Raw genomic sequence first — 16,317 nt, 5'->3', positions numbered from 1 at the left:
CTATTTGTCTTACTTATACCAGCTTACTCGAACACCGTCGCATCGCCTGCGCCATAACGTACGATTTCAGGATAGCCGCTAGTCATGTCCACTACCGTGGTTTCTTCGTGACCACAATAGCCACCGTCGATCACAGCATCAACACGGCCATTTAGTTCATCAAAAATTTCGTATGGCGCCAAAACCTCACCTGCCTCTTGGCCGGGCAAGATCAGGCTGGTATTCATCATGGGCTCTCCAAGCGCTTCTAAAATCGCTTGTGCAATAGCGTTATCAGGAACACGAATACCGATGGTTTTTTTCTTTGGATGTTTCAGGCGATTAGGCACTTCTGCTGTTGCGCGCAGGATAAAGGTGTAGGGCCCGGGAGTGTTATTTTTAATCAGCCGAAATGCCGTGTTATCCACTCGTGCATAAAAGGCCAATTCTGATAAATCACGACACACTAAAGTAAAGTTATGATCTTTTTCCAGGTCACGTATCTGACGAATACGATCCAGCGCTTTTTTATCACCGATGTGGCAGCCGAGCGCATAGCCAGAATCTGTTGGATAGACGACCACACCACCATTACGAATGATGGCAACGATCTGGCTGACTAATCGTGGCTGAGGATTTTCTGGATGTATTTCAATCAGTTGCGTCATAATTTATCTTTAGGGTCTGCTGACCTTTGGTGTTCGAATTACTGCCATGCCGTCCATACAGGTGTGACGTCGGCAGGCATCGGTGGAAACTTTCCAAGCAAGGCCCAAGGTTTATCCGGAGAGTGGAAGTCTGAGCCTTGTGAGCCAAGCAGGTTATACTTTTGCGCCCAGTTTGCCAATAGGTTTTTCTTGCCAGGATGGATATTAGGATAACATACCTCAATACCCTCTCCGCCCATCGTTTGGAATGACTGAATCAGCTCATGCAACTGGTTAGAGCCCATTTTATAGCGTGTAGGATGTGCTAATACCGGAACGCCGCCCGCTTGCTTGATAATGGCTATGGCGTCCTCCAGCTCAAACCAGTCGTCTTTAACAAACGCCTTGCCACCTTTAGCCAGATACTTTTTAAAAGCATTTGCAAAATTGTTCACCACTCCATTATCTAAAAGATATTGAGCCAAATGGGTACGACAAACCATGTTCTGTTCTTGCAACATAACTTCCACATCGGCTACCGCCTGTTCGACACCTGCTTTCTGCATCTTATGTGCCATTTCTAACGCGCGGGTATGCCGTTTCTGTTGTTGAAGCTTTAAAAATGATGATAAACCTGCATGCTCAGGATCAATATTTAAACCCAAAATATGCAGGGTATGTTTACCCCAACCCGCCGAAATCTCCACACCTTCTATAAGGTTAATGGCGAAATCATCCGATTGTTCACGCAATGCTAATACGCCAGCCACTGAATCGTGATCGGTAATCGCCAGCTCATCCACGCCGCGTTCAATGGCTAGCTCAATCAGTTCTATCGGTGACAAACTACCGTCTGAGGCATGGGTGTGGTTGTGTAAATCTCTAAGCACTTCAATCCTGCTTGGTTTTGGGTATCAAATGAAACGGTTACCAGTTTGCCTATCTTTTGCATTCAGGTAAACTTGGCGGGCACTTTTTTGGAGTCTAATATGACCTTTTTGAAAGAAAATTATCCTTTAGTCGCATTTATCGCGGTTTACCTCATCACTAAAAACTTAATTCTCGCCGCGGCAGTTTGGAGCGCAGGTTCTTTAGTGCAAATTTTAACCAGCGTATTCACCAAGCAACCGATTAAGAAAAGTCACATCGCCTATTTTGTTCTCGGCGTGCTATTAGTGGCTTCAGCCTATTACTTCGATGACGAAAACTTCATAAAATGGAAAACCAGCATCATTTTATGGGCTGGCTCATTGTTTATCTTGTTCCGCCAAATTTTCAGCAAAAAGTACATCATTCAGGATTTGCTGAAAGCCAATGACATCCTAAAAGATACAGCGCCACGCAGTCTGCTAACAAAGATCAACTGGCTATGGATTCTGTATTTAACTGGCTTCGGCTTCTTAAATTTATATGTCGCCTATACCTTTAGCACCGACGTCTGGTTCTGGTTTAAAATAATTGGCCTCTTTGCATCAACCATGTTGCTGTTTATCATCAGCATTATCATGCTAAAAGAACATGTTGATCTCGAAGAGCCACATAAAGCTGATGCTGGAAAAACTGATTCAGATAAGAACGATCCCCAAGATAAAGAGTCTCAGGAATAAATTATGTTGTATGTTATCTTCTCGCAAGACGTAGAAAACTCATTACCAAAGCGTGCTCAAGCACGCGCGGCACACATCGAACGCCTTCAAACACTAAAAGAAGAAGGACGACTAATACTTGCCGGCCCCTGCCCTGCCATCGACGCAGAAGATCCCGGCGAAGCAGGCTTCACAGGTAGCATGATCGTCGCCGAGTTCGATTCGCTTGAAAACGCACAAGCCTGGGCCGATGCCGATCCCTACATCGAAGCTGGTGTTTACCAATCGGTTATCGTAAAACCGTATAAAAAAGTACTGCCTTAACTAGTTATAAACGGAGTCCACAATGGATAATTCTCAACGCCTTGAACGCATGCAACAAATGATTCAAGACGCACTAAATCCGACACAACTTGAAGTCATTGACGACAGCCATAAACACATCGGCCACGCCGGAGCAAAGGAAGGCAAGGGACACTTCACCGTAGTCATAAAAAGTGAAGCTTTAGAAGGGAAGCGAATGCTGCAACAGCATCGAATGATCTATGAAGCTCTAGGCGGCATGATGGAAACCGATATTCATGCCTTGGCGATAAAAGTCATTAAATAACACAATGGTACCCCTAGGGCAGGATCTGCGTCACGACGCACCCTAGGGTTCAGGTGAATAAAACTCACAATCTGAGCAACCTAAAAGATACTCTTTATCTCCACACTGCAATTCAGCAGTTGCACCTGCCCAAATTGTAAAGTCACAAGAAGCATTTTTATAACTGGTATGCCCTTTGATGTAACAGCCTATATGTTCGTATTCATTATGATACTCGGAGGAAGTGAGTTCTATTGCATCTTCGAAAAATGTCTGAGCCTCTTGCTCAGTCAAATTAAAATCACTACACCATTCACTACCTTTATCGAAACCATTACCAGTAACAACAGTTTCCTGCGCGCTTTCATTGGTAGTACATGCTGCAAGTAAAATTGCAGTAAATAAAATAACACTAAAATTTTTAAACATAATAACCTATGACCCACCTACTACTTTTATGAAATAAGCCTGCTTATGCTTGCTCTTTTCGAATCTTAACTTAACAGCTTGCGCACTCGCCTCATCAAGAAACCTATATATCTCAAACTCATTACCATTATCATCAAGCCTGAATAATCCGTATTTAGGCGGTGATAAAGACTCTGTAGTCCATGTGGGCTCAGTGGAAAACACTTCACGAAGTTTTTCTACAAGTATTAAAGGGTTTCTTTCAGTACTGTTACACATTACCAAGATTCCCAAATCAAGAGAGTTTTTACAGAAAAATCCTTGGAGGGAAGCCTGAGAATCATCAATTTCCAAATAGGCCCCAAAACACTTTCCAAGCCCATCTTCCAAATATTCAAAGAACTCGACGTTTAAAATCCTTTCAGCTTCAAACACTGTTAATGGAAAAGTACATAGAGGAAAAGGATTTGCTAGTTCACCCCACTGCTCTTTTGAAATTACCTTTATCAACCTATAACCTCGAAATTGATCAACTACCGCTTCGGCAAATAACGCATGGGATCAACCGGCTTACCTTTGAAGCGGATTTCAAAGTGCAGTTTGGGGACATCGCTGTCGGTGTTGCCGACTTCGGCGATTTTCTGGCCAGCTTTGATGATTTCGTTTTCCTTGACCAACAAGATACGGTTGTGGGCGTAGGCGCTGATGAAGTCGTTGTTGTGTTTGACGATGACGAGGTTGCCATAGCCACGTAATCCTCGGCCGGCATACACCACTCGACCTGCGGCGGAGGCTCGTACTGGGTCGCCTAAGTTTCCGGCAATATCAATCCCTTTGGAGCTTTTGCTGGCGCCAGAGAAACCTTGCAGGATTTGGCCCATGGTTGGCCACATCCAGTATTTGACTGGTGAGTTAGGTGTATAGGCGATTGGCTCCTTGCTACCAGAAGTTGTATTAGAGCTGCTTGTTGGCTCTTTCTTGGGTTCTTTTTTGGGTTCCTGCCGCGCCACTGGTTGCGTTGGCTGGGTGCTTGTCTGGGTTTGATTACCGGTAGGTGTTCTTGGAACTTCGGATACCGGTCTCCTGGCTACTGTGACCGGGGTACGACGTGACGCGTCGGTTGCCTGCTGAGTACCTGGAGGCTCTGTGCCAGCCACTTCATACTCTTCAGCTGGCGTTATATCGCGGGCTTTTTGAAGATTAAGCCGCTGACCTGCATGAATGGTGTAATTGCTATCAATATCGTTGGCCTGCGCCAGGATGTTGTAATCAAGGCCGTAACGGAAGGCAATAGAGTATAGAGTGTCTCCGGGACGCACATGATAGAACTGCTGGCTGTTATCCACTTCGGAAGGCGGGTAGAAGCTGTGCAACTGTGCTTTATAGTTATTGGCTTCGCGCTCTTCAACGGGAGCTAACCGCTCATTACCGCAGCCCTGCAACCAAAAAACCACTAGTACGATAGCGACGATCCAGAGTGAGCGGATGGCCGAACGTTTTAGTATGTCTTTGGTTTGCTGTCGCATGCCCTAATTAAAAATCCTTGTTTTTACAATGAGTTATTGATTATAAATGCTTACACGTACTTATAAATAATATAAGCGATGACCGCAAGGATTAAAAAGCCCCAGCCAATCCAGTCTACATATTGACGCAATTTATGCTGCATTGGTTCCCCGCCCCACTTCACTAATCCGCCAATTAAGTAAAATTGAGCAGCGCGAGCGATGATAGAGGCCAGTACAAAGGGCAAAAACGCCATACTGAGTGCGCCAGCGGTTAAAGTAAATATTTTGTAGGGTACAGGAGAAAAGCCGGCGATTAACACCACCCAGACCCCAAAGTCAGCAAACCAGACGACTGCTTTTTCATAGGTTGCTAAATAACCGAACTTTTCAATCGCAGGCAACACCCAGGACTCAAAAGCAAAAGCACCCACCAGATAACCGACAATCCCGCCTAAAACTGAAGTCACAGTGGCAAGTCCAGCTAGACTCAAGGCACGATGCGGAGTCGACAAAGCCATCGGCGCCAGCATGGCAGCGGTTGGGATCGGAAAAAAGATGGATTCGATGAAACTGACAAAGCCTAAAATATAAACGGCGTACTTATGACGAGCCCAACGCATGCAAGCGTCGTACATCTTGGTAAATATATTCATCGAGCAACGCCACTGACTAACGGTACAAATTTAACCTTCTCTACGACAGTTTGCTTAAACTCATTGCCTTGGCGTTCAACTAGAATTAACTCCTGAGCCGTTTCTGTTTGTCCAACAGGGATAATCATGCGTCCACCGTCCGCTAATTGTCCCATTAGTTTTTCAGGGATTTGCGAAGGGGCAGCAGTGACGATGATAGCGTCGAAAGGCGCGTTCTGTTGCCAGCCGTTAAAACCATCGGCAAACAGATATTGCACATTGTGAATACCCAGCTGGCCCAGCGTCTTACGAGCTTGCATATGAAGCGCGCGGATACGCTCGACGGTAAATACGGTTTTGCACAGTTTGGATAAAATAGCGGTTTGATAACCGCAGCCAGTGCCAATTTCGAGAACCTTATTCATGGAGCCGGATTCAAGCAAAGCCTGAGTCATGCGCGCGACAATATAAGGCTGAGAGATAGTTTGTCCCATACCAATCGGTAAAGCAGTGTCTTCATAGGCACGGTGGGATAAGCCCTCATCAATAAATACATGACGAGGCGTGTCTTCAATAGCTTTTAAAACCTGTTGATTGGAGATGCCTTCGGCAATCAAGCGTTGCACCAAACGGCCACGCGTTCTCGCTGAAGTCATACCAATGCCAGAAAAATGAGCTGCATTCATAGTTATCTATCTGTTCTGTATTGTTGTTATTGCTTGAGCCTATCAGCTTTTAGTTAATGGGCTGTCGTAAGTACTCAAAAAATCTTCCACTTCATCAAAGCTGTTATACGCGGTCAGATCCACATTGACGGGCGTGATCGAAACGTAGCCATTCTCAACGGCATGAAAATCCGTTCCTTCCCCAATATCCTGCCCGCTCGGTAAAGGCCCCAGCCAATAAACCTGGCGCCCTTTTGGATCCTTGTCCGGAATAATAGTATCAGCACGGTGGCGATTTCCCAAGCGTGTTAGCTTAATTCCTTTTAATTCTTCATAGGGCAAGTCAGGAACATTGATATTCAACACTCTATCTTTACCCAGCGGGTGCTCAATCAACCCTTCAATGATCTCTACGGCTACTCGTGCGGCGGTATCGTAATGCTGGCAGTGATGGCCTACCAATGACACGGCAACGGCAGTATAACCCAGCGCGCGCCCTTCCATTGCAGCAGCTACCGTGCCCGAATATAGGGTGTCATCGCCCAAATTGGCACCGGTATTAATACCGGCCACCACCATATCCGGTGCCGCGCCCATCAGATGATGCGTGCCCAGGTGAACACAATCGGTGGGTGTACCGGTTACCGCAAAAAATCCGCGCTCTGTTTGCCAGGCGCGAATCGGATGATCCAAGGTTAATGAATTACTGGCTCCACTGCGATTACGGTCTGGCGCAACCACGGTGACCTGCGCGATACGTTGCAAATGGTCGTATAAGGCGTTAATTCCCGGCGCAAAAAAGCCGTCATCATTACTCAGCAGTATTTTCATAAATATTTTTTATATGTGGTTAAAGATTCTTGTTAAAGATTGGTTTTAAGCTCAAATAATTCACGCAACAAACTGGTCGCGAAAGCTCCTTTGGGCAAACTAAAGCGCATTTCCAGCGTTTGCTCATTATGCCATTTCAGCATGACATTTTGTGGAAAAACACGAATCGCACGGCGCTCGCCATTAAGCCCTTTGCGCTCCAAAGCAGCAATCAGCTCATGATAAGGCTCAAGCACTTCTGCTTCAAATGCAGCGGCTTCCGCTAACAGCTGTGAACGACCACGTCCCGGCATAGGTGCTGTGGGATGTATGTCTTTTGCAACAAAGCGCGGCAGCTCCTGCGCCATATCCTGAACCGTAAAACCACTTTCCGAGCCATCAAGCTGTACATAGTCGCCATCCAGCAATTCTATAAACTTATTGGCTTCGATGCGCTTGGCCAGTACCTGATTAAACAGAAAGGAGCGTACTGCAGAAAATAACAGCCCCTGCAAATTACGATTTTTCAGTTTTTTATTGGCCATTAATAGATCAACACCACGAGTGAGGTTGTCACCATTATGACCAAAACGCTGCTCACCAAAATAATTGGCGAAACCGTGCTCCTGAATCTGTTCAAGCCTTTGCTCTAGGGCTTGCTTATCAAAACCCTGGCTAAAATTCAGATCCCGCAAGGTGATAGCAAAATGATTTTGTTTAACCGCACCAATGCGTAACTTTTTATCATGTCGAGTGGCTTTTAGGACTGTCACTTCGTCATCGTTAAACTCAGACCAATCAATCTCTCTCAGCAATGGCAACTGCACGCTGAACCATTGTCGAGCAATGGCAAAGCGATCTTTCTTACCAGCATAGCCAATATCGGTTGGATTGACTTCAGCAAAGCGACGCAGTTTGTGACACACAATATCAGTATTGATATTGCGCTTTTCGATCAGCAGCAAATGATGCGCACCTTCGCCCGAAGGTTCAAAACGTAAATCTTCATCAACGCAGAAGTCGCTTAACTGCTGGCGAAAAATGGCGGTTGCTAATGGAGTACCGTAGGCTCTTGGCCAATCCTGAACTTGTATCTCCATCTTAATTTTCGATGGATTCAAGTAAACAAACAGAATGCACCGCAATCCCCTCTTTGCGACCAACAAAACCCAGTTTTTCTGTGGTGGTTGCTTTGACATTAATGCGGTTCAGCTCCGCTTTGCAGATATCAGCAATGACCTGTCGCATGTCTGGAATTCTAGAGGCCACTTTTGGAGCCTGCGCCACAATAGTGACATCCAGATTACTTAGGCGATAACCTTCTTCATCTACTTGCTGCATAACTGCTACTAACAGTCCTCGGCTATCAGCGCCGGCAAATTTTTCATCAGTGTCAGGAAAATGATGACCAATATCGCCTTTGGCAATAGCACCCAACAGCGCATCACAAACTGCATGCAGCACCACATCACCATCAGAATGAGCAAGCAAACCTTGCTCACCGGGAAATTCAACGCCACCTAAAATCAGTGGGCTGTCGCCACCAAATTTATGTACGTCATAACCATGACCAATACGAAACATAGAAATCCTAACACTCGCGCTTAAAAACTGATTGCTAGGATCTTACCTGCATACTGCGTTCATGCCAAACCAATTGCTCCGCCTCGGCCAATGGACGCCCTATTTCCGCCAATTGCTTGCATCCTGCATCAGTCACCTGCTGGTACGACTGAATATTCATAAAGCTTTGCACACATAAACCACTGGAGCGATTAGCGCTGCCCATGGTTGGTAAGGTGTGGTTAGGCCCGGCACAATAATCACCAAAGGCCACCGCGCTGTTCTGGCCAATAAAGAGTGAACCATAGTGCTTCAACTGTTCTGCTTGAATCCGCTCATCGGCCAGCAACAAGTGCTCTGGTGCATAACGGTTACTGAACTTAATCATGTCGTCGACGTGGCGAGCCTGTAACAGCACAATCTGCTCGCCATCAAGCAAAGCACGTAACTCATCATTAGCCAACAACTGCTGCTCGACCGACTGCAAGAAGGAAGCATCATCACTGACCAGCACGCTTTGCGCCTGCGGATCGTGCTCCGCCTGAGCCGCCATGTCCGCAATCAACCATTCCTTATTCGCCTCAGCATTGGCCAGGATCAGCAATTCGCTTGGTCCGGCTGCCACATCAATCTTGATTCGACTTTGCAGCAACTGCTTAGCCACATTGACATATTGATTGCCGGGTCCCACTACCATCTGCACCGGCAACATGTTCTGATAACCAAATGCCATGGCAGCAACGGCCTGCGCGCCACCGACCTGCCAAAACTCTGTTGCGCCAGCCAGCGATGCCGCAGCCAAAATTGCAGGGTGTATTGATGGCGAACAGGCTATTCGACGTTCGCAACCCGCAACTTGTGCCGGAATTAATGTCATCAGGGCTGTAGAGATTAGCGGAAAGCGCCCACCCGGAATATAAGCACCAATCGCTTCAATCGGACTGTACTGAAATCCAAAGATGCCATTTTCTTCTTCAATCTGCTGCGGTTGCAAAGTGCCTTTCTGTAAAGTACAAAAGGCTTCGATTCGCTTCGCAGCTTGCTCGATAGAGTTCAGCAGCAGTGGGGCGAGCTCATAATCACGATAAGGTTTCAGATCAATTTTGCGCGGCTGATAACCATCAAAACGTTTACTCAAACTATCAACCGCTAAATCACCGCCGGTTTCAATTTCTTTCAACAGCTTTGCAACCTGCTGAAACAATTCTGGTGACTGGGCGAGATTTGGACGCTTCCAGTTAGTGGAGCACTCTATATAAGATTTATCCGCCATTACGTGCTCCTAGTTCATTGATAATATCGTTCGATGACACACCTTTTGATTTGGCACGAGCCAATGCAAAGAAGATCAAATCAGCCGCTTCCCAGCGTACTTCATCTTGTGCATCAGCCTCGATTAACTCTTCGCATTCTTCGCGTAACTTCTCTTGCTGCAGCGCATCGCTAGCTAATAGCTTTTGACTAAAGGTTTTGATTTCCTGAGTTTGCATGCGCTGTTCAAAAATGCGGTCCAAAGTGTCCAGCTCAAAAGAAGCTGATTGACCTGCAAAACAACTATAGCGTTCGAAGTGACAGGCATTACCTGTTTGTCTGACTTTGAATAATAAAGTATCGCCATCGCAGTCATAATCGACATTCACCAATTGCTGTTGATTGCCACTGGTTAAACCTTTCTCCCACAGCTCGTTGCGCGAGCGACTGAAATAGATACCTGCACGCTTGCTGATGGCGGCTTCTAACGACTCCTGATTAGAGTAGGCCAACATCAACACTTTACTGGTTTCCACATCTTGCACAATGGTTGGAATCAAGGGCGCTTTTTCAAAATCAAGACAAGCCATAACTGCCTCATCCAGTTTTAACTTACCCGTGTAAATTGACATACCTAACTGGCTGTTAGCACCAAGCTTATTGATAAACTGAATGTCATCCAGATCGGTTATACCACCAGCAACGGTTACCGGAATTTTTGATTGCTTGATGACCTGTTCTATTCGCTCACGATCAATGCCTTGCATCATGCCTTCTTTTTCCACCTGGGTATAAAGAAACTCTGAGCAGTTTTGTTGCAGCTCATCAATCATGGCTGCAACTTTGCTATTTGAAGAGGACTGCCAGCCGTGAGTTACCCAGTCATCACCTTTTGCATCAATGGCAAATATCAGCTGTGACTTTGGCAACTTCTTAACAAATTCTTCGCGGCAACAAGTCCCTAAAATAATCTTTTTAGCACCACTGGCAAGATAATCTCTGGCAGTATCGTAATCACGAATCCCACCACCCACACGACAGGGAAATTTTTTGATTAGTTGCTTGATTAACGTTTTATTGTCGCCCTTCCCCAAAGCAGCATTTAAATCAATAATGGCGACTTCGCCAAACAAAGAAAACTCTTCCAACAATTCGAACAAATTGTCTTTTTCTACAATCTTTCGACTGGCATCACCTTGCTGCAATTGCACAGCTTTGCCATCTAATAAATCAATACTTGGAATCAACATAATTTTTACCTTAATCTTTTAAGTATTCGTTTCGAACGGCAACACCGTTTCTCAATAATTCGTCTTTCACCTGACCAACCGTAAATTCGCCACGATGGAACATGCCTGCTGCCAGCGCTGCATCGCTGCCTGCAAGAAAGGTTTCGGTAAAGTGCTCAGGTTTGCAAGCGCCTCCGGAAGCGATCACTTGAATGGCAAGTTGCTCACTAACTTTGCTCATCAACTCATTATCAAAGCCAAGGCCAGTGCCATCGCGATGCATCGCTGTCAGCAAGACTTCGCCAGCACCACGCTGCTCGACTTCCGCGAGCCACTGCATGGCATCTAAATCAGTCGAAGTATTACCACCATTGATGAAGACCTGATAATTGCCGCCCTCTAGCTGCTGGTCTTTCTCTTGATTTAAGTCCACAGCCACCACTACACACTGCGAACCAAAGCCCTTTGCAATCTGATCAATCAAATCAGGGTGCTTCACTGCAGCACTATTCAGCGCCACCTTGTCGGCTCCGGCATTTAGAAACTGCGCCACATCGTTGTAACTATTGAGTCCGCCACCAACGGTGAATGGAATCGATAGATTTTCGGCTACCCGGGTTACCGTTTCTAAAGCATTAGCGCGCTGCTCAAGAGTCGCTTTGATATCAAGAAACACAATCTCATCAGCACCCTGCTCCTGATAACGAACCGCCAACTCAACCGGGTCTCCCATATCCTGCAAGCCTTTAAAATTGACCCCCTTGACCACACGGCCGTGTGCCACATCAAGACACACAATGACGCGCGACTTGAGGCCTTTTTCAGTTTTCTTCATTAACTCAGAGCTGTTTAACTCAGACATTGCTTTAATACCTCTTCGCCCGCTTTACCGGATTTTTCTGGATGGCATTGAAATGCAATCATGTTCTTGCTCGCGATGGCCGCAACAAACGTTTGACCATAGGTCACTGCGGCAATGGATTTATCACTATTGCTAACACCATAACTATTCACAAAATACAGCGTCTGGTTATTAAGCCAGTCTTCACTCGACTGAACATCAGCCCAGCCAACCATCGGTTGCTTTGGACTTTTCAGACGTGTCACTTTGCCCTGCAATAATCCCAACCCAGCAACACCGAGATCTTCTTCAGATTCTTCAAACATAATCTGCAAGCCGACACAGATGCCTATCAGTTTTTTATTGTCGCGATACCAGTTCTTTATAGCCTGATCCAAGCCACTAACTTTCAGATTGGTCATTACAGTTCCAAAACGACCTTGACCAGGAATCACCAACGCGGAAAGCTCGCAGCGCTCCAGATCGCTCATTTGATTGATAGTGACCGGGTAAAAACCTATACGACGCAAGCAACCATTTAAGCTATACAGGTTGCCAGCGCCAGTATTGATAATGCCGATCTTTTTTGCGCATTCTTTTATGATAGCTTCACTCATAAACTCCCCTTGGAGCTGTTTACCCCCTGCTTAGGAATCAATGCTTCACGCAATGCAAAAGCGAGCCCTTTAAAACTGGCTTCGATCAAGTGGTGATTGTTATCAAAATACTCCGCTTTAATGTGCAGACTAATCTGCGCGTTGATCGCGAAAGTGTAGAAAAAGTGTTTCCACATCTCAGTAGCGATATTGCCAATCATCTCACGCGTAAAAGGTAAATCCGTTATCCCATAACCACGGCCACACACATCCACCGCGACCATGATCAGGCTGGCATCCATCGGCAACAGACGTTGACCATAGCGAGTAATTGATTCCTGCTGACGCCACGCCTGTTGCAAAGCCTGGCCTAAACAAATCGCCACGTCCTCGATCAAGTGGTGATCATCAACCTCTAAATCACCTTTTGCTTCAAGCTGCAAATCCCAACCCGCATGTAACGCTAATTGAGTCAGCATGTGGTCGAAAAAAGGTAAACCTGTATTAATTTTGAGTTGCTGTGTGCCATAAATATTCAACTCCAGTCGAATCGCCGTTTCTTTGGTTTGACGGACGATTGAAACTATCGACTTACTTTTAGTTTGTTCTGTCATAACAACCTCTCTAATTCATTGACAGACGCCACTACAAGATCTGCACCCGCCTGGTATAAATTTTCTGCGCTCTCGCTTTGAGCAATACCTATGGCCAATGCGCCCGCTGCTTTAGCTGCCTGAATATCATCCGGTGTATCACCCAGCATCCAGCAATAAGTAGCGCCATAATAGGTTTTACATTGATTGATGCCCTCTGGCGCAGGCTTTGATTCAATAACGTCACAATCACTGACCAGATAAGTATTTCGAATACCCAATAGCTCCAGACCAATTTCTGCTTCTCCACGAGGACGCCCCGTGACCACAGCTGTTTTAAATTGCTTGCTATTCTGTACAAATAACTGAGTGCAAAGATTTGTATTTAATAAAGCCTCTTCTAATTGATTGAGGCCTGCCTGCTCACCGTTACCCAGATAAAACAACTGAAACTGTTCAACCACTGAAACGTAGCCTGGCAATGACTCTTCCAATTGCTGCTTTATTAATTCATAAGTCAGTACCCAGTCATTATTGAAGCCACCGCGTGAACGTAACCTATCGATTGCTTCCTGATCAGTTTTTGTTTTGGTAAAAAACTCTACAGTTTGCTTAATTGCAGCGTCATAACTCTTGCTTGTATCGATCAAGACACCATCCATATCAAAGCAAATCAACTCAGGTTTAAGCGCCAAAATCAGAGCCTTTCTAAGCGGCTCATAGTCATAAGGAATGGCAATGCGAATAGCTGACTGCTCTTGTGAATCCGGACTGTTTAATTCCGCCTCCTGTAAATCCAGTCCAACCAAATCAGTTTTAATCTGGATATTGCTTTGTTCACAAGCTGCTTTAATCAGCTGCAATCGTTGCGAGTTATCAACAATCAGAATAAAGTTGGCCTCGCTATCTAGCACATTCAAACCACGCTGGCGCAAAAACTGCACTAACAGATCACGGTTCTCTGCGATGCGTTGGGTAAAGTCCGCCACATCACGCTGTGCGGCTTGAGTGAATGCCTGAAGTGCAATTTCAAGAGTTGGCTGTGGAACATTGAATGGCATCTTGCGCGCAGCAAATCGCTGGATGAAAGCTTCGCAACCCAATAGATAACCGCATCGAATGCCAGCCAGTCCATAAGCTTTAGATAAAGTGCGAAGCAATAGCAGATTATCGAACTCTTCAAGCAAGGAAAGTGACGCTTCTGCCTGCCCTGTAAATTCAATATAAGCCTGATCAAGAAAGACCTCCGCTCCTTTGTTCTTGGCCTTTTGACAAGCATCTCTAATGACATCCAAAGAAAGCGTTTCACCGGTTGGGTTATTCGGGCTGGTCAATACCAGAATCGACTTCTCTGTTAGTGCTTGCAGGCTTGCCTCAAGATCAATTGATAAATCTGGTTTAGCAGGAATCAACTGAGCTTTACTGTTCCAAACTTTGATGCCTGATAAATATTGACTAAAAGCAGGCATAGGAATGATCAACTCGCGCTGCTCTAGCGTTGCCAGTTTGAACATCAGTTCAATCGCCTCGTCGCCGCCGTTGGTTACTAAGATCTGTTCAGATTTCAAACCCAGCGGCTCACTCATAGTTGATTTTAACTGAGACTGATCGGGATAACGCCAATAATTCTGCGGCGATAGTTTGCTGATATCCAGCCACTCAGGAAAACGATCCGCCCGCTCATTAAAATCGAGCTTTAAAGGCTCAGTTCTAATTTCTTTCATATTCATCACACTTATCCTTTTTTTCAGCTATCTTTTCAACTATCACTACAGCACTTTGCGAATCGGCGTTTCTAAAATATCCGTCGCCCCAGCAGTAATCAGCTTCGGCAGCAAGTCTTTGATCAGCTTGCGCTCAATGGCCGCTTTAATGGCAAAACCGTCTGCGTTATATAATCGACTTACTGTGGGCGCACGCATTGCTGGTAGCAAATCAACCACTCGGTCAATACTTTCTTCCGAACAGTTCATCTCCAACAAGACACGCTTACGACCATTCAAAACACCGCGCATTAACAACAACAAATCATCAATCTGCTGGCGCTTCTCTGAATCATTAAGCACGTTTTTATTGGCAATCAGTTGGGTTGAACTTTCCATGACGGTATCAACAATTTTTAAACGGTTAGCACGAATGGTTGAGCCTGTGCTGGTATTGTCGATCACCATATCCGCATCTTCTGGAGGGAATACTTCAGTCGCGCCATAAGCACGAAGCAACTGATATTGAACGCCTAATTTATCGAGATACTTAACTGAAATCTTTTTATACTCGGAAGCGACAATGATTTTCCGTTGTTGCACTTCATTCCAATCCCAATCTTCAGGAATGCAGGAAACCAGTCTGACCGGGTTAAAACCTAAATCCTCAAGAACCTCAACGTCTGCTTCCTGCTCCAGCACCCAGTCCATACCGGCGAAGCCAATATCATGTTGCCCCAGCGCCACCATTTCTGGAATATTCTGGCTTTTCAGCAACTTAACCTCGATATCACAGCCAAATAGCTGAGGCCGATAATTACGACTGTCCCCAACCAGCGTCAGGCCAATATCAGAAAGTAGCTCAGCCACCTTGTCGTACAACTTCCCTTTTGGGATTACCATTTTTAAAGCCATGTCATTTCTCCTAAAGTTTAAAAATTTTAAAGTTTCAAAATCATCATTTATTAAAGCCAATAAAAAACCCCGTTGACCTTTCGGAGCAACGGGGTTCTTAAACCTGTGTGTCTTAACTGTTTAACTGAGTCTTAAAAAAGCCTTAAACATAAGCACCACCACCGTCGCTCGCGCAGTGTATGATGATGGTGATGATGTAAGCTCTTGTTTAAAAACATCTTTTTATCTCGTTTAATTAGTTTAATAGTCAGTTATAAATAATCGGTAAAAGTTACAGGCATAAAAAAAGCCCCGCTTTTGGCGGGGCTTTTAGAAATTCCTAATCAGTAAATTTCACACATAAAGCAACACCGCCAATCGGTCAGAATGGTGGTGATGGTGGTGAATTTGAGTCATTACTGTATTCATGAGGCCGATTAAAACCTATCCGATGAGAGGTGTCAACAGTGTCATTAATATTTAATACTTATATTAGATAAGTTGCTTGTAAGGGCTCACCCAACAGGCTTGCTCCAATTACCCCTTAGATTGAGCTGAGGTACGTACAAAATATAGTAATCAAAATCTGTGACCGAAGGAAATCCCTTTAGGGAGATGATTTTGATAAGAATTTTCAGCACATGGATGTGATGTAAATTCTGTTACGTTAAGTATTTTGGGAGAACCGAAGACAGTTGAGCAAAGCGAGACCTCAATCTCGGGGTGTCCTTTCTTTTGGTTCCTTTTCTTTGGACAAGCAAAGAAAAGGGGCTCGCTGAAGAGCGAAACACTCAATTAAACTAACGTAAAATAGGAGCAACGT

At 45.3% G+C, this 16,317-nt stretch carries 20 protein-coding genes; 3 read left to right on the top strand and 17 right to left on the bottom strand.

Translation table 11 applies throughout. The features are described from left to right. Positions 1–23 precede the first annotated feature (23 nt). Entirely contained in the window at positions 24–647 is a 624-nt protein-coding gene (locus ACYTXU_RS02950) for an L-threonylcarbamoyladenylate synthase (RefSeq protein ID WP_462208237.1), read from the bottom strand. A gap of 38 nt (positions 648–685) precedes the next feature. Further along, entirely contained in the window at positions 686–1,516 is an 831-nt protein-coding gene (locus ACYTXU_RS02945; protein ID WP_462208236.1) for a PHP domain-containing protein, read from the bottom strand. A gap of 99 nt (positions 1,517–1,615) precedes the next feature. Here ACYTXU_RS02945 and ACYTXU_RS02940 point away from each other — a divergent pair, with 99 nt between their 5' ends. The 3 genes from ACYTXU_RS02940 to ACYTXU_RS02930 are packed head-to-tail and all read left to right on the top strand — an operon-like array spanning position 1,616 to position 2,822. Then, positions 1,616–2,233 carry an inner membrane-spanning protein YciB gene (locus tag ACYTXU_RS02940; protein ID WP_462208235.1) on the top strand — a complete coding sequence of 206 codons (618 nt, stop codon included), beginning with the start codon at positions 1,616–1,618 and terminating at the stop codon, positions 2,231–2,233. A gap of 3 nt (positions 2,234–2,236) precedes the next feature. Next, a complete protein-coding gene (locus ACYTXU_RS02935; protein WP_462208233.1) occupies positions 2,237–2,536 on the top strand; it encodes a YciI family protein in 300 nt (99 codons plus the stop codon). Positions 2,537–2,558: 22 nt separating this feature from the next. After that, entirely contained in the window at positions 2,559–2,822 is a 264-nt protein-coding gene (locus tag ACYTXU_RS02930) for a BolA family protein (RefSeq protein WP_462208231.1), read from the top strand. 42 nt (positions 2,823–2,864) lie between these two features. Here the strand turns inward: ACYTXU_RS02930 and ACYTXU_RS02925 are convergent, their stop codons facing one another. From ACYTXU_RS02925 to hisG, 15 genes are read right to left on the bottom strand one after another with little or no spacing between them, the layout of a single operon-like run. Next, positions 2,865–3,230: a hypothetical protein gene (locus ACYTXU_RS02925; RefSeq protein WP_462208229.1), complete on the bottom strand. Its 366-nt coding sequence runs from the start codon at positions 3,228–3,230 to the stop codon at positions 2,865–2,867. A gap of 6 nt (positions 3,231–3,236) precedes the next feature. Beyond that, positions 3,237–3,719: a hypothetical protein gene (locus ACYTXU_RS02920; RefSeq protein ID WP_462208228.1), complete on the bottom strand. Its 483-nt coding sequence runs from the start codon at positions 3,717–3,719 to the stop codon at positions 3,237–3,239. A gap of 23 nt (positions 3,720–3,742) precedes the next feature. Further along, entirely contained in the window at positions 3,743–4,735 is a 993-nt protein-coding gene (locus ACYTXU_RS02915) for a peptidoglycan DD-metalloendopeptidase family protein (RefSeq protein ID WP_462208227.1), read from the bottom strand. A 50-nt stretch (positions 4,736–4,785) separates the two neighbouring features. Further along, a complete protein-coding gene (locus tag ACYTXU_RS02910) occupies positions 4,786–5,370 on the bottom strand; it encodes a YqaA family protein (protein ID WP_462208226.1) in 585 nt (194 codons plus the stop codon). Beyond that, a complete protein-coding gene (locus ACYTXU_RS02905) occupies positions 5,367–6,035 on the bottom strand; it encodes a protein-L-isoaspartate(D-aspartate) O-methyltransferase (protein WP_462208224.1) in 669 nt (222 codons plus the stop codon). The genes ACYTXU_RS02910 and ACYTXU_RS02905 overlap by 4 nt, the downstream gene beginning before the upstream one ends. Before the next feature lie 42 nt (positions 6,036–6,077). Continuing rightward, complete coding sequence (gene surE, locus ACYTXU_RS02900) at positions 6,078–6,845, bottom strand: 5'/3'-nucleotidase SurE (protein ID WP_462208223.1); 768 nt, start codon at positions 6,843–6,845, stop codon at positions 6,078–6,080. A gap of 32 nt (positions 6,846–6,877) precedes the next feature. After that, positions 6,878–7,924 carry a tRNA pseudouridine(13) synthase TruD gene (gene truD, locus ACYTXU_RS02895; RefSeq protein WP_462208221.1) on the bottom strand — a complete coding sequence of 349 codons (1,047 nt, stop codon included), beginning with the start codon at positions 7,922–7,924 and terminating at the stop codon, positions 6,878–6,880. A 1-nt stretch (position 7,925) separates the two neighbouring features. Continuing rightward, positions 7,926–8,408 (bottom strand): 2-C-methyl-D-erythritol 2,4-cyclodiphosphate synthase, encoded by a 483-nt coding sequence (ispF, locus tag ACYTXU_RS02890; RefSeq protein WP_462208220.1) that lies wholly within the window; start codon positions 8,406–8,408, stop codon positions 7,926–7,928. Between the two features lie 34 nt (positions 8,409–8,442). After that, entirely contained in the window at positions 8,443–9,660 is a 1,218-nt protein-coding gene (gene hisD, locus ACYTXU_RS02885) for a histidinol dehydrogenase (protein ID WP_462208219.1), read from the bottom strand. Beyond that, positions 9,650–10,888, bottom strand: coding sequence for a phosphoribosyl-AMP cyclohydrolase (hisI, locus tag ACYTXU_RS02880; protein WP_462208218.1), 1,239 nt, complete (start codon positions 10,886–10,888; stop codon positions 9,650–9,652). Before hisI ends, hisD begins: the two co-directional genes overlap by 11 nt. A 10-nt stretch (positions 10,889–10,898) precedes the next feature. After that, entirely contained in the window at positions 10,899–11,729 is an 831-nt protein-coding gene (gene hisF / locus ACYTXU_RS02875) for an imidazole glycerol phosphate synthase subunit HisF (RefSeq protein ID WP_462208216.1), read from the bottom strand. Further along, on the bottom strand, positions 11,717–12,325 hold the full coding sequence (gene hisH / locus ACYTXU_RS02870; protein ID WP_462208214.1) for an imidazole glycerol phosphate synthase subunit HisH: 609 nt from the start codon (positions 12,323–12,325) through the stop codon (positions 11,717–11,719). Before hisH ends, hisF begins: the two co-directional genes overlap by 13 nt. Beyond that, complete coding sequence (hisB, locus tag ACYTXU_RS02865) at positions 12,322–12,918, bottom strand: imidazoleglycerol-phosphate dehydratase HisB (protein ID WP_462208212.1); 597 nt, start codon at positions 12,916–12,918, stop codon at positions 12,322–12,324. Before hisB ends, hisH begins: the two co-directional genes overlap by 4 nt. Then, positions 12,915–14,627, bottom strand: coding sequence for an aminotransferase class I/II-fold pyridoxal phosphate-dependent enzyme (locus tag ACYTXU_RS02860; RefSeq protein ID WP_462208211.1), 1,713 nt, complete (start codon positions 14,625–14,627; stop codon positions 12,915–12,917). Before ACYTXU_RS02860 ends, hisB begins: the two co-directional genes overlap by 4 nt. Before the next feature lie 39 nt (positions 14,628–14,666). Continuing rightward, on the bottom strand, positions 14,667–15,515 hold the full coding sequence (gene hisG / locus ACYTXU_RS02855; protein WP_462208209.1) for an ATP phosphoribosyltransferase: 849 nt from the start codon (positions 15,513–15,515) through the stop codon (positions 14,667–14,669). Positions 15,516–16,317: the final 802 nt, after the last annotated feature.

It is taken from the genome of Kangiella sp. M94, from assembly GCF_054926195.1.
Note: the sequence above shows the minus strand (reverse complement) of the source record. Positions and strands in the feature narration are given on the sequence as shown.